The sequence below is a fragment of the Shinella daejeonensis genome (genome assembly GCF_024281235.1).
GTDB lineage: Bacteria > Pseudomonadota > Alphaproteobacteria > Rhizobiales > Rhizobiaceae > Shinella > Shinella daejeonensis.
The window spans coordinates 184,501-198,302 of record NZ_JAHWXY010000001.1 but is presented as its reverse complement, the minus strand read 5'-3'; the positions used below and the strand labels follow the sequence as shown (position 1 = coordinate 198,302).

Here is a 13,802-nt window from a genome sequence, read left to right as displayed (position 1 = left end):
CCTTAGGGCCACGGTTGGAATTGAAGTAAACAGAAATTAACGCTCGACCTTGCTTGTATGGCAAAAGCGGTTAAAACGGCAAACGTGACCGGAATGGGGCCAAGGCCCCTCGGAGCGTGGAAGCGAAGGTAAGTGGTGAAGATGAAAGCTGGTTCAAACCTTTTGAACGCGGTGTCGGCTGTTGCACTGTCGGCGAGCATGATTGTCACGGGAGCTTCCGTTGGCACGCTCGTCTCCGTCACCTCCGCCCACGCCGCCGTCGTTCGCAGCGTTCAGGTTCACGGCGCGGACCGGGTCAGCGCCGATACGGTGAAGGCCAATCTGTCCATCGTTCCCGGTCAGAACTTTTCCAATGCCGATATCGACGAATCGATCCGCCGGCTTTTCTCGACCGGTTATTTCTCCGATGTGAGGATTTCGGTCTCCGGCAGCACGCTCGTCGTGACGGTCAGCGAGAACGAACTGATCAATCAGGTCGTCTTCAACGGTAACCGCAAGATCAAGGACGACAAGCTGCGCGGCATGGTCCGCTCGCAGTCGCTCGGCCCTTATAGCGAGACCAGCATCCAGGCGGATATCCAGACCATCCGCGAGGCCTATGCGGCGATCGGCCGTAGCGACGCCACGGTGACGACGCAGATCCATTCGCTCGGCAACGGCCGCGTGAACCTCGCCTTCGTCATCAACGAAGGCGACCGCACCAAGATTTCGCAGATCAACTTCGTCGGCAATCAGGCGTACAGCAACAGCCGCCTCGAGTCGGTCATCGCGACGAAGGAATCAGGCCTTTTCTCCTTCCTGACGCGCAACGACATCTATGACGAGCGCAAGCTGCAGGCCGATGAGGAAGCGCTGCGCCAGTTCTATTTCAACCACGGCTATGCCGATTTCCGGATCGTTTCCTCGCAGGCGACACTGGACGAATCGACGAACGAATACGCCATCACCTTCACCGTCGATGAAGGGCCGCGTTACGATTTCGGGCAGATGAACGTCGAGTCCACCGTCGAAGGCCTCGATGCCGAGGAGTTGCAGGGTCTCGTGCGCTCGCGTTCGGGCGGCGTCTACCGCGCCCGTGACGTTCAAAGGACGATGTCGGAAATTTCGCAAAGCGTTGCGGCCAAGGGGTATCCCTTCGCGCGCGTGACGCCGCGCGGCAACCGCGATATCGGCAGCGGCACGATCGCCGTCGACTATCTCGTCGACCAGGGCGAGCGCGCCTATGTCGAGCGGATCGAGATTCGCGGCAATACCCGCACCCGCGACTACGTCATCCGTCGTGAGTTCGACATCGGCGAAGGCGACGCCTTCAATCAGGAAATGATCGCCCGGGCGAAGCGCCGGCTCGATGCCCTCGGCTTCTTCTCCGCCGTCAACATCTCGACGGCGCCGGGCAGCGAACCCGATCGCGTCGTGATCATCGTCGACGTCGAGGATCAGTCGACCGGTTCGTTCGGCATCGGCGCCGGCTATGAGACCGGCAAGGGATCCGGCTTCAAGTTCGAGGCCTCCATCGAGGAAAAGAACTTCCTGGGCCGCGGCCAGTATATCCGACTGGCGGCCGGTACGGGACGGGACTCGCGGGACTACTCCTTGTCCTTCACCGAGCCCTATTTCCTCGGCTACCGCCTTGCCGCCGGCTTCGATATCTTCAGCAATTCCGACGATAGCGAAGATTTCTACACCGTCGATACGCGCGGCTTCACCCTGCGGGTGACGGCCCCGATCACCGAGAATCTGTCGACATCGCTGCGCTACAATTATACGCAGTTCAAATATAAGTCCTCCGATCCGACGAGACTGTCGTCTCCTTACGTGGATGCGGTCAACGGCAGCCCGTGGGTTCGCTCGTCGGTCTCTCATGTGATCACCTATGACACCACGGACGATCGGATCCTGCCGCGCGAGGGCATTCTGGCGAACTTCACGCAGGAATTCGCGGGCCTCGGCGGCGATTCCAATTATTACAAGGTGTCCGGCAAGGCGCGTTACTATCATCTCCTGATGGATGACGCCGATGTCATCGGCTCGATCACGGCAGGAGCCGGCCATGTCGTCGGCACCAGCGGCCGGTTGAAGGTGTTCGACCAGTTCACGCTGGGCGGCAACGATATCCGCGGCTTCGAGAACGGCGGTATCGGCCCGCGCGCCACCTCCACCGGCGACTCGCTGGGCGGAACGACCTATTTCACGGCTTCGGCGGAAGCGTCGTTCCCCTTGCCCTTCATCTCCCGCGACTCGGGCTTCCGGGGGGCATTCTTCGCCGATGTCGGCACGCTCTACGGCAACGATGTAAAAACCGTCGCTGCCGATATGGTGGACGGCACGGATCTCGCTTGGCGCGCTTCGGTCGGCGCGAGCATCATCTGGGCGTCGCCGTTCGGACCGTTGCGCTTCGACTACGCAATCCCGGTCAAGAAGGAATCCTTCGACGAGGTCCAGCGCTTCAAGTTCGGCATTGCCACGCAGTTCTGATGCCGGCAGTCCAGAACCGCAGCTACACGGATGTTCCGGAGTCTCGCTGATGGAGAGCAACCGGTTTTTCCCGCCCCACGAAGGCATCCGTCTGGCAGACCTGGCGGCAGCCGTCGGGGCGGAACTGGCTGATGCTGCGCATGCCGATCGGATGGTGCGCAGCGTTTCGCCGGTCGGCAGGGCGCAGGATGGCGATCTCTGCTATATCCTTTCCCGCAAGTTCAAGGCGGATCTCGCGACCTGTCAGGCGACAGCGATCATTTGCGATCCGGCGCTTCGCGATATCGTGCCGGCCGATGTCGCTATCCTTTTCACGCCGCATGCCCATACGGCTTTCGCGCTCGCAGGTGCATTGCTGCATCCCTCCGCCATGAAGCCGGAACCGATGACCGTGTCGGCCGGGGGGATTTCGGCCGCAGCCTTCATCGACGGGACCGCGCGGCTCGAGGCCGATGTCGTGGTCGAGCCGATGGCCGTGATCGGCCGGGACGTGGAAATCGGCGAAGGGACCCATATCGGTCCGGGCGCGGTGATCGGAACCGGCGTCCGGATCGGTCGCAATTGCACGATTGCGGCCGGTGCGACGGTACAATGCGCGCTCGTCGGCAATGATGTCATCATCCATCCCGGCGCACGCATCGGCCAGGACGGTTTCGGCTATGGCCCGGGACCGAAGGGCGGGATGATCAAGATCGTGCAGGTCGGCCGCGTGATCATTCAGGACAATGTCGAGATCGGCGCGAATACGACGATCGACCGCGGCACCATGGACGACACGGTGATCGGCGAGGGCACGAAGATCGACAATCTGGTGCAGGTTGGCCACAACGTGCGCATCGGCCGTCATTGCGGCATCGTCAGCCAGGTCGGTATTGCCGGCAGCACCCGCATCGGCGACGGCGTCATGATCGGCGGCGCCAGCGGCGTCAACGGCCATATCACGATTGGCGATCGCGCCCAGATCGCCGCCATGAGCGGCGTCGCGGCCGATGTGCCGGCCGGTGAACGATATGGCGGCGTTCCGGCACGCCCGTTGCGCGATTTTCTGCGCGACGTCGCCGAAATGTCGATGCGCGCGACCAATAGGAATCGCAGGAAAGGGGGTCGTGATGAGTGAAGAAACGAAGGCCACGCTCGGGGTTGCCGATCTGCGGGAGATCCTGACGCTACTGCCCCATCGCTACCCGTTCCTTCTCGTCGACAAGATCATCGAGATCGACGATGACGAATCGGCGATCGGCATCAAGAATGTGACGGTCAACGAGCCTCATTTCATGGGCCATTTTCCCGAGCATCCGATCATGCCGGGCGTGTTGCTGATCGAAGGCATGGCGCAGACGGCGGGCGCCATCTGCGCGCGCAAGTCGCGCAGCGGCTCCAGCCTCGTCTATTTCATGACGATCGACAACGCCCGCTTTCGCAAGCCCGTCATACCGGGAGACCGGGTGGAGTTCCATGTCGTCAAGCAGAAGCAGCGCGGCAATATCTGGAAGTTTCACTGCGACGCAAAAGTTGACGGGCAACTCGTGGCCGAAGCTGATATCGGCGCGATGATTGTCAAGAAGGAAGATGCCGGCCAATGATTGCTTCCAGCGCGAAGATCCATCCGCTCTCCGTCGTCGACGAGGGGGCGGTGATCGGCGAGAACGTCGTTGTCGGTCCTTTCTGTCATGTCGGCGCGAAAACCGTTCTTGGGGATGGCGTGGAACTGCTCTCGCATGTGGTCGTGACCGGCCGAACGGTCATCGGTCGCGGCACGCGCATCTTTCCTTCCGCGGTGATCGGCGGCGAACCGCAGAGCGTCCATCATGACGGCGCGGAAACGACGCTTACGGTCGGCGACAATTGCACCATCCGCGAAGGGGTGACGATGAACGCCGGCACGACCGAGGGCGGCGGCAAGACGGTCGTCGGCGACAACAACCTGTTCCTGGCCTATTCCCACGTCGCTCACGATTGCCAGGTCGGCAACAATGTCATCCTCTCGAACAATGTCATGCTGGCCGGTCATGTGACGGTCGAGGACCGTGCGATCCTCGGCGGCGGCAGCGCCGTTCATCAGTTCACGCGGATCGGCCGGCAGGCGTTTGTCGGCGGCCTTTCCGCCGTCTCCTACGATGTCATTCCCTACGGCATGCTGAATGGCAATCCGGGGATTCTCGGAGGGCTCAATGTCGTCGGCATGACGCGCAGCGGCATCGAACGTTCGGAAATCCATCGCGTTCGTCGCGCCTTCAAGCAGATTTTCGAGGAAACCGGCTCGATCCGGAACAATGCGGCCGCCATTCGCGAGGATTATCTCGATTGCGCGCCTGTGCTGCATATTCTCGACTTCATCGCCGCCGGCGGCGAGCGGGCGATCTCCTCGCCCAATCGGGGCAAGAAGGGCTGACGCCATGGCGAGGGACCGGCCAGAGGTGTCCAACCGGCTGGCCGTTATCGCCGGAGGCGGGCTGTTGCCGCATTTCGTCGCCGAGGCGGCGCGCGCGCGCGGCGAGAACCCCTATATATTCGCGCTCGCCCGGGAATCCATGCAGGACTGGTCCGATTTCGACCACAGGACCGTTTCCGTCGGCGATTATGCCGGTATCCGCCGGACGATCGCGGAGGAGGGGATCGGTCGCGTGGTGCTTTCCGGCTGGGTGCGCCGCCGGCCTGAATGGCGGGATATTCGCGCGCCGTTGCGCGCCATCCCGCTGCTGCCGGCGGTGGTGCGTACGCTTCTGCGCGGCGGCGACGACGCGGTGCTGCGCATGGTCATCCGGCTGCTGGAAGCCGATGGCGTTCGCGTCGTCGGCGCCCATGAGATCGTTCCCGACCTTCTCGGTGCGGAAGGGCCGCTCGGAAACCGGTCTGCCGACGCGAAGGCGCGCGCCGATATTGCGGCGGCGACTGCGGCGACCCTCGTTCTGGGGCGGCTCGATATCGGCCAGGGATGCGTTGCCGTCGGTGGCCGTGTGGTGGCGCTGGAGGGGGCGGAAGGCACGGACCTGATGCTGGAGCGTGTGGCGGAGCTGCGGCGGCTTGGCCGTATCTCGACGCGGCGAAAAGGCGTTCTGGTCAAACTTTGCAAACCCGGGCAGGATATGCGCGCCGATCTTCCGTCGATCGGTCTCGATACGCTGCGCCGGGCCGTCGCGGCAGGGCTGGCCGGGATCGCGGTCGAGGCCGGGCGCTCGCTGGTTCTCGAGCGGGAAAAGCTGATCGCAGAGGCGGATGCCGCAGGCCTTTTCATCGTTGGAATATGTCCGCAGCGCGTCATGGCGGACGATGGGGCATCGGCCGCAAGAGACGATTGATCCGAAAAACGCGCCGATGGCGTGTCCATTCGAAAGCAAGGTGGCATGAGCGACAGACCCCTGAAGATCGGCGTGATCGCCGGGGAAGTATCCGGGGATCTTCTCGGCGGCGACCTCGTGGCCGCCCTCCGGCGACAGACGGATCGGCCGGTGGAACTGGTCGGCGTCGGCGGCGAAGCGCTCCAGCGGCAGGGGCTCGTTTCGCTGTTCGATTTTTCCGAGCTTTCCATCATGGGACTTTCGCAGGTGCTGGCGCGCCTGCCGTTGCTTCTCAAGCGCATCCGGCAGACGGCCGATGCCATTGTCGCCGCCCGCCCGGATGTGCTGATCATCATCGACAGTCCGGATTTCACCCATCGCGTGGCGCGGCGGGTGCGCAAGATCCTGCCTGGAATGCCGGTCGTCAATTATGTCTGCCCGAGCGTGTGGGCCTGGAAGGCGGAGCGCGCTCCCCGCATGCGCGCCTATGTCGATCATGTGCTGGCGCTTTTGCCCTTCGAGCCGGCGGTCATGGAGCGTCTGGCCGGGCCGCCGACCACCTATGTCGGCCATCGCCTCGTGACGGACGAGGATGTCGGGCATGTGCGCGCCGCCCGCAGCCGGCGGGCCGCGGCGGAGAGCAAGACCTGCCTGTTGTTGCCGGGATCGCGGGGCGGCGAAATCAAACGGCTCCTGCCCGTCTTCGGCCAGGCCGCGGAGGAGCTTCATGCCCGCAATTCCGCGGTGCGGTTCCTGCTTCCGACCGTGCCCCGGCAGGAGCGGCTGGTCCGTCACCTGACCGCGGGCTGGACGGTGCAGCCCGAGATCACCGTAACACCCGGGGAGAAGTGGGCGGCCTTCGCCGAGGCCGATGCCGCGATCGCCGCGTCGGGGACGGTCATTCTTGAGCTGGCGCTTGCCGGTGTGCCGGTCGTCTCTGCTTATAAGGTCGACTGGCTGGTGAAGCTGATGACGAGTCGCATCCGCATCTGGACGGCCGCCTTGCCGAACCTTATCGCCGATTATGCCGTGGTTCCGGAATATGTGAACGAGGTGGTTCGTCCCGGCAGCCTGACGCGCTGGTTCGAGCGGCTTTCCACGGATACGCTTCAGCGCGCGGCGATGCTCCAGGGCTTCGACACGGTCCATGACCGTATGCGAACGGCGCGGCCGCCGGGCGAGACGGCCGCCGCGGTGGTTCTCGATCTCTTGCATAAAACAAAGCCCGGTCGTATCTGACCGGGCTTTTTCGTCGACATGGCGCGCGCCGGCTCAGCGTTTGGAGAGCGGCACGTAATCGCGCTGTGGTGCGCCGGTATAGAGCTGGCGCGGACGGCCGATGCGCTGTTCCGGATCCTCGATCATCTCGTTCCACTGGGCGATCCAGCCGACCGTGCGGGCGAGTGCGAAAAGCACCGTGAACATGGTGGTGGGGAAGCCGAGCGCCTTGAGCGTGATGCCCGAATAGAAGTCGATATTCGGATAGAGCTTCTTCTCGATGAAATAGTCGTCGGTGAGGGCGATGCGCTCCAGTTCCAGCGCGACCTCCAGCATCGGGTCATCCTTGATGCCGAGTTCGCTCAGAACCTCATGCGTCGTCTTCTGCATGATGCGGGCGCGCGGGTCGTAATGCTTGTAGACGCGATGACCGAAGCCCATCAGGCGGAAGGGATCGTTCTTGTCCTTGGCGCGGGCGACATATTCGGGAATGCGGTCGGCCGTGCCGATTTCCGCCAGCATGTTGAGCGCGGCCTCGTTTGCCCCGCCGTGGGCAGGGCCCCACAGGCAGGCGATGCCGGCGGCGATACAGGCGAAGGGATTGGCTCCCGACGAGCCGGCAAGCCGCACGGTGGACGTCGAGGCGTTCTGCTCATGATCGGCATGCAGAATGAAGATTCGGTCCATGGCGCGCGACAGAACCGGATTGGGCACATATTCCTCGCAAGGGACAGCGAAGCACATGCGCAGGAAATTCGACGCGTAGTCGAGATCGTTCTTGGGATAAACGAACGGCTGTCCGACATGATACTTATAGGCCATCGCGGCGATGGTCGGCATCTTGGCGATCATGCGCAGCGAGGCGACCATGCGCTGGTGCGGATCGGTGATGTCGGTGGAATCGTGGTAAAAGGCCGACAATGCACCGACGACGCCGCAGACCACCGCCATCGGATGGGCGTCGCGACGGAAGCCGGTAAAGAACTTCGTCATCTGCTCATGCACCATCGTATGATGCGTCACGCGATAGTCGAAATCGTCCTTCTGCGCCTTGGTGGGCAACTCGCCGTAAAGAAGAAGGTAGCAGGCCTCCAGGAAGTCACCATGTTCGGCCAGCTGCTCGATCGGATAGCCGCGATGCAGCAGCACGCCTTCGTCGCCGTCGATATAGGTGATCTTCGATTCGCAGGACGCGGTGGATGTGAAACCCGGGTCGTAGGTGAAGGCGCCCGTCTGTTTGTAGAGCGTTCCGATGTCGATGACATCCGGGCCGATCGTACCGGATCGGGTGGGCAGCTCGATTGATTTATCACCGATCGATACACCCGCACTTGTTCCTGTCATGACGATCCTCCGTTGTGTTTAGAGTATTTCCGCTTTTCTTCGAATCGCGAAAACGCTCCATCTCTTTGTTTTTCCGCAATTCCGGACGCAAAACCGCTGCACGCTTTTGCAGGAATTACCCTAGAATCCGGCGCGGAACCGGGCCGCGCTCACGAATGTGCTCGTTTGCTATCCCATTTTTTCACCCGTGCCAAGCAAGACGAAGGGCCGGTTTGTGCGCTGCAAAAGCCAAGTTCTGGCAACGCAATATCTACGGTTCCGGGCAAGTTGCAAGCAATCTTTGAGCGTAGTTTCAAAATTTCGGAGGGAGCATTTCTTATGCCTTCCTTAGTAATGCGGATTCTGTGAAGGCGTCGTGTCGCGAATTTTCTGAAGGATTGAATATCCCTGCTGCGCCCGGCACTATGGAGACGGGGAGGCGGGTGTCGCCATGGCGGGCACGCAGCTGGAAGACGGGGCGGAAAGCCGCAAAGCCACGGTCCGCTGGCCTGCCGCGGCGGCGGGCGCTGCCCTGTCGCCTGACGACATAACCGCAAGGGCGCTCCTGCATAAGCGGCAGCGACTGCTGGCGACGCTTGTCGGCGCACGCCCGGGCGGCTCCGCGCGTTCGCGCGCCCTTGTCGTGGAAAGGGCCTACGGTCATTTTTTCCTGTTCGTCCCGGTTTTCCTCGGGATCGGGGCCGGCGTCTGGTTTTCCGCCGGACGCGATCCGCCGCTTGCCGTGATAATGTTTTTCGCCGTGGCCGCCCTTTGGCCGGCCTGGCGCTTTCGCCATCGCGACGACTGGACGGCGCTTGCGGCGGGCGCGGCGTTTTTCGTGCCGGTCGGTATGCTGCTTGCGGCTTTCGAGACGGCGCGCCTCGACACCGTCATTCTCGACTCGCCCGTCACGACGCAGATCACCGGACGCATTCTGGCGCGCGAAAGCAACGACAAGGGGGCAATCCGCTACCGCATCGCCCTCGAGACGACACAAAATCCGACGATCCGCCGGCCGCCGGAGGTCGTGACGGCGCTGGCGCGGGGCGGCGGCGAGCCGATTGCCATCGGCAGCGGCATCGCCGGCACGGCCCGCCTCAGTCCGCCGTCCGGACCGGCGCTCGCCGGGCTCAATGATTTCGCGTTCAACGCCTATTTTTCCGGAACGGGGGCCGTCGGCTTCTTCTATCGGCCGCCGGTGGCCATCGATGTCGGCGAAGCCGATGTCATGACGCGTCTCGGCCAGCGTATCGCGACCTGGCGGGCCAGCCTGACCGACCACATCCGTGGACGTATCGGCGGCGACGCCGGCGCTATCGCCGCCGCGCTCGTCACCGCCGAACAGCGTACGATCAGCGAGGAAACGATCGAGGCGATGCGTCAGGCGGGCCTTGCCCATGTGCTGGCGATCTCCGGCCTCAATATGGTTCTGGCGGCGGGGACCTTCATGGTGGGCGCGCGCATGCTGCTGGCCATCGTCCCAGGGTTTGCCGAGCGCTATCCGGCCAAGAAGATCGCCGCGCTCGGCGCGCTGGTGATGGTGACGCTCTATATCCTCGTTTCCGGCGGTGCAATTTCCGCCGTTCGCTCCTGGATCATGATCTGCATCATGCTGATCGCGGTCCTGTTCAACCGGTCGGCCATCAGCCTGCGGAACGTCGCGCTCTCGGCCATTCTCATTCTGGCGGTGACACCCTCCGCGGTGACCAACGCCGGCTTCCAGATGTCCTATGCGGCCACGCTCGGCCTGATCGCCGGCTATGCCGCCTGGCGGGAACGGCCCTATCGTCCGGAGGGCGCGCCCGGGCTTTCCGGTCCGTTCACCGGGGCGTTCGGACGCTTCCTCGGCGGCCTCGTCCTGTCCTCGCTGATCGGCGGCTTCTCGACGCTGATCTATTCGATCGGCCATTTCCACCGCATTCCGGCCTATGGCCTGATCGGCAATATCGTGGCGATGCCTGTCATCAGCATCGTGGTCATGCCGTTCGGCCTGCTGGCGATGCTGCTCATGCCTTTCGGCCTCGACGCCTTGCCTTTCGCGATCATGGGAAAAGGTATCGACTGCATGGTGCTGCTGGCGAAGTGGGTTGCCGGCTGGGAAGGCGAGATCGTCACCGGGCGGATTGCGCCATCGGTTTTCCTGCTGGTCGCGCTCGGGGGCGGGCTTGCCTGCATCTTGCGCACGCGCCTGCGTCTCACGGGTCTTGCCATGGTTCTGGTGGGGGCTCTGGCGGGCCTTGCCGGAGGGGCGGGAAAACGACCAGAGCTGCTGGTATCGGAGGACGGCCGCCTCGTCGCGATGCTGAGGGACGGCCCGACCCTGATCAACCGGACGAAACCGCCCGATTTCATCTATGCCCAGTGGCGGCGTGCGCTGGGCCTCGGCGAGATGGATACGCCCGCCATGCGAAAGACCGCCGGATTGCTGCTGCCGCAGGACACTCCCTCTGCGACGCCGGACACCCGTTATCCCCGCCGCAAGGCGGATCGCGAGAAGGCCGCCGCGGCCCTCGTCGCAGCCCTGGATAAGGCCCGCCGCGAGAACCGGTTCGTCTGCGAAAGGCGCGCCTTTTGCGCAGGCGTCTCCCCGAGCGGCTGGCGTGTCGTGACCCTCGATGAGCCGGCCTTCCTCGGGACCGCCTGCGACGGTGCGGATCTCGTCGTCATTTCCCTGCCTTTGCGGATCGAGGCCTGCCGTTCCGGCGCAACGCTTGTGACGGCCAGGCACCTGCGAAAGACCGGAGCCCTGGAAATCTATTCGACCGAAGAAGGGCGGTTGGACAGCGGTCCACAACAAGGGCGAAAGAGCGCTTTTTCCAGCGCCGTGGTCCGCCCGTCCTTCCTTGTCCTCGATCGCGCCTGGTCTCGCCATCGGGCCTATGACTGGCGTAGCGACAGTTTCCTGCCCGATACCGCCGCCGATCAGTGATAGCGGCGGATGAGGCCGACAAGCCTGCCCTGGATTTTCACGCGCTCGGGGCCGAATATCCGTGTTTCATAGGCCGGGTTCGCCGCCTCCAGCGCGATGGAAGCGCCCTTGCGGCGGAACCGCTTGAGCGTCGCCTCCTCGTCGTCGACCAGCGCCACGACGATTTCGCCCGGGCTGGCGGTATTGGCGTTGCGGATGATCACCGTATCGCCGTCCAGGATCCCGGCCTCGATCATCGAATCGCCCTTCACTTCCAGCGCGTAATGTTCGCCGCCGCCGATCATCTCGGACGGCACGGTGATGTCGTGCGTATTGTTCTGGATCGCCGAGATCGGAACGCCGGCGGCGATACGGCCCATCACCGGAACGGAAACGGATGCCGACAATTCCTCCACCGGACGGGGCTTCAATCCCGAAACGGGCGCCTTGTCGCGACTTCCCTCGATGACGGCCGGGGAAAAGCCCCGGCGCGGCGGTTTTTCCGCCGCATAGGCCTCCGGCAGTTTGATGATCTCCAGTGCCCGCGCCCGGTTCGGCAGACGGCGAATGAAGCCGCGTTCCTCCAGCGCGGTGATCAGCCGGTGAATGCCGGATTTGGACGCAAGATCCAGCGCCTCCTTCATCTCCTCGAAGGACGGCGGAATGCCGCTTTCCTTCATCCTCTCGTGGATGAACAAAAGAAGTTCCTGTTGCTTGCGCGTCAGCATGGCCGCTCCATCGGGAATCGGGAAACAAATACAGAACATACAGTATCTGTTCCATATGTGTTCCGCAAGGGGCAAAACCCGCTCCGGGTTGTGGAGGCGCGCACGTTAATCGGGAATGGCGCCTGGAGATGAATGGTAATAGGAATGCCGTTATTTCCTCGTTGCTCCAGCGCCGGTTCACGGCTATAGACGCCGGAAAACGAGCGCTGCGATACCGGTTCGTCCCGATGCGTGGGACGATCGGGAAATTGCAAAGCGGCATGTCGCCGGGCTGGGCCGGCGCATGTGTCCCTGGTCAGAATTCTGGAGCCGTTTCGATGCCTGCGAAGATCTATCGTCCCGCCAAGACCGCCATGCAGTCCGGCAAGGCCAAGACCCGCCTGTGGGTGCTGGAATTCGATCCCGCCCAGCCGCGGACGATCGACCCGATCATGGGCTACACCAGTTCGGGCGATATGTATCAGCAGGTGAAGCTGACCTTCGACAGCCGCGAGCAGGCCATCGCCTATGCCGAGCGCGAGGGCATCGAATACCGCGTCATCGAACCCAATGAGGAAACGCGCAAGCGCGTGGCCTATCCGGACAATTTTCGTTTCAACCGCATGCAGCCCTGGACCCACTGAGGTTCCCGGCCGGCCCCTTAGCTCAGCTGGATAGAGCATCTGCCTTCTAAGCAGAATGTCGCAGGTTCGAGCCCTGCAGGGGTCACCAAATTTCGCTGGAAATTCAGCAGTATAGTATGAATTCCTAATTATCTGCATTGACTTTCATCCGACGTGTTCGGGCCAGATGGTCATGGTCGCGTGGCCGCCGGGAAGCGGCCTTTGTCATGGAATGGCCGGGGCCGGTTTGCGGGCGAGATAATCCTGGAATTCGGCCCAGTTGGAGAACGCCTCCTGGGTGGACCGGGTGAATTGCTTCACCCTTCCTTCCTGAAGGGTCTCCGGATCTGCGCGGGATCCGATGAAATCCAGGATCGGCGCAAGCCCTTCAGGGGTCGCATACTCACCATATCGGGCAATGATGACGTTACGCAGCGAGGCCACTTTCTGCAGGAACAATGCGTAATGTCTGACGTGCCCGTCCCAGCTTTCCGGCGTGAAATCGACCTGCATGTTCAATAGGCTGTCGTCCGGCTTTTCACGGTCGACTTTCACGCCCCAGATACTCGTCTTTCTGGCGCGGATATGGGACGCGTAAACCTCGACCGGATCCCGAACCAAGGCGATCTTTTTCCATGCATCGCTGTTCATGACGGTATGCAGGTGATCGGCGCGCTTCGCGTGGTCGAGGAAAAACTTGAAGCCAAAGTGCTTGTGTGGGTTGAGGCTCCTGAGTTTTTCGATGAACTCTTTCCCGTTCTGGTCGCGATGATCCGGAGAAAGGCCGGGAAATTGCCGCTTGTGCCATTTGTTGAGCTCGACCTTGCCGCCTTTGAAGATCTCGCCGTGACAGACCACGTCACGAGCGGAGTTCAACAGGCTGACCAGGTGATACGATCCGGTTCTCGGATAGGCGAAAACAGCAAAATTGGTTGGCATTCTCGATAGCTCTCTTTCGAATTGGCGTCCGGCGTTCCCTCGATCGTGCATCCAATCTCACCGGCACTCTAAAAACAAGGGGCACTCATAGGTAGAGTGTCGCTCCTTTCCCGCGAAACCCGAATCCCCTTCTGCTGGAATTGCGCTGGTTTGTTGTTTGCCCGCATTGTCCGGCGCGGAAGCGATCACGCTTCGGCTGGAAATGCTCTCGCAGCCACGGGCCGCTTCCTGGTGCGCGCGGATTTGCGACAGCGGCACAAAACTTCGGCTCCCGAGAGCTTTGCGCTTTATCAACGGTGGACCGGAAACACGCTTTGCGTTAGCAGGAAAA

The 13,802-nt window shown here is 62.6% G+C and carries 11 protein-coding genes and 1 tRNA gene; 9 read left to right on the top strand and 3 right to left on the bottom strand.

What is annotated here, in order from left to right; translation table 11 throughout:
- Positions 1-141: 141 nt before the first annotated feature.
- From bamA to lpxB, 6 genes are read left to right on the top strand one after another with little or no spacing between them, the layout of a single operon-like run.
- Positions 142-2,475: an outer membrane protein assembly factor BamA gene (bamA, locus tag KYK29_RS00960; RefSeq protein WP_254688981.1), complete on the top strand. Its 2,334-nt coding sequence runs from the start codon at positions 142-144 to the stop codon at positions 2,473-2,475.
- A 49-nt stretch (positions 2,476-2,524) separates the two neighbouring features.
- A complete protein-coding gene (lpxD, locus tag KYK29_RS00955; RefSeq protein WP_254688980.1) occupies positions 2,525-3,592 on the top strand; it encodes a UDP-3-O-(3-hydroxymyristoyl)glucosamine N-acyltransferase in 1,068 nt (355 codons plus the stop codon).
- Positions 3,585-4,058: a 3-hydroxyacyl-ACP dehydratase FabZ gene (fabZ, locus tag KYK29_RS00950; RefSeq protein WP_254688979.1), complete on the top strand. Its 474-nt coding sequence runs from the start codon at positions 3,585-3,587 to the stop codon at positions 4,056-4,058. The genes lpxD and fabZ overlap by 8 nt, the downstream gene beginning before the upstream one ends.
- Positions 4,055-4,867: an acyl-ACP--UDP-N-acetylglucosamine O-acyltransferase gene (gene lpxA, locus KYK29_RS00945; RefSeq protein WP_254688978.1), complete on the top strand. Its 813-nt coding sequence runs from the start codon at positions 4,055-4,057 to the stop codon at positions 4,865-4,867. The genes fabZ and lpxA overlap by 4 nt, the downstream gene beginning before the upstream one ends.
- A gap of 4 nt (positions 4,868-4,871) precedes the next feature.
- Positions 4,872-5,774, top strand: a complete 903-nt coding sequence (locus KYK29_RS00940; RefSeq protein WP_254688977.1) for an LpxI family protein — start codon at positions 4,872-4,874, stop codon at positions 5,772-5,774.
- A gap of 45 nt (positions 5,775-5,819) precedes the next feature.
- The gene (gene lpxB, locus KYK29_RS00935) at positions 5,820-6,992 is read left to right on the top strand and encodes a lipid-A-disaccharide synthase (protein WP_254688976.1); all 1,173 of its coding nucleotides are present in this window, start codon (positions 5,820-5,822) and stop codon (positions 6,990-6,992) included.
- Between the two features lie 33 nt (positions 6,993-7,025).
- Here lpxB and gltA read toward each other — a convergent pair whose 3' ends face one another.
- A complete protein-coding gene (gltA, locus tag KYK29_RS00930) occupies positions 7,026-8,315 on the bottom strand; it encodes a citrate synthase (protein WP_254688975.1) in 1,290 nt (429 codons plus the stop codon).
- Positions 8,316-8,745: 430 nt separating this feature from the next.
- On the opposite strand from gltA, the gene KYK29_RS00925 reads away from it, so the two are divergent.
- On the top strand, positions 8,746-11,223 hold the full coding sequence (locus tag KYK29_RS00925) for a ComEC/Rec2 family competence protein (protein WP_254688974.1): 2,478 nt from the start codon (positions 8,746-8,748) through the stop codon (positions 11,221-11,223).
- Here the strand turns inward: KYK29_RS00925 and lexA are convergent.
- Positions 11,217-11,930 carry a transcriptional repressor LexA gene (lexA, locus tag KYK29_RS00920; RefSeq protein ID WP_254688973.1) on the bottom strand — a complete coding sequence of 238 codons (714 nt, stop codon included), beginning with the start codon at positions 11,928-11,930 and terminating at the stop codon, positions 11,217-11,219. The two genes, KYK29_RS00925 and lexA, sit on opposite strands and share 7 nt — an antisense overlap.
- 317 nt (positions 11,931-12,247) lie before the next feature.
- Here lexA and KYK29_RS00915 point away from each other — a divergent pair, with 317 nt between their 5' ends.
- Complete coding sequence (locus KYK29_RS00915) at positions 12,248-12,553, top strand: ETC complex I subunit (RefSeq protein ID WP_254688972.1); 306 nt, start codon at positions 12,248-12,250, stop codon at positions 12,551-12,553.
- 11 nt (positions 12,554-12,564) lie between these two features.
- A tRNA-Arg gene (locus tag KYK29_RS00910) sits at positions 12,565-12,641 on the top strand.
- A 116-nt stretch (positions 12,642-12,757) separates the two neighbouring features.
- On the opposite strand, the gene KYK29_RS00905 is transcribed toward KYK29_RS00910, so the two are convergent.
- Entirely contained in the window at positions 12,758-13,471 is a 714-nt protein-coding gene (locus KYK29_RS00905; protein ID WP_254688971.1) for a hypothetical protein, read from the bottom strand.
- Between the last annotated feature and the right edge of the window lie 331 nt (positions 13,472-13,802).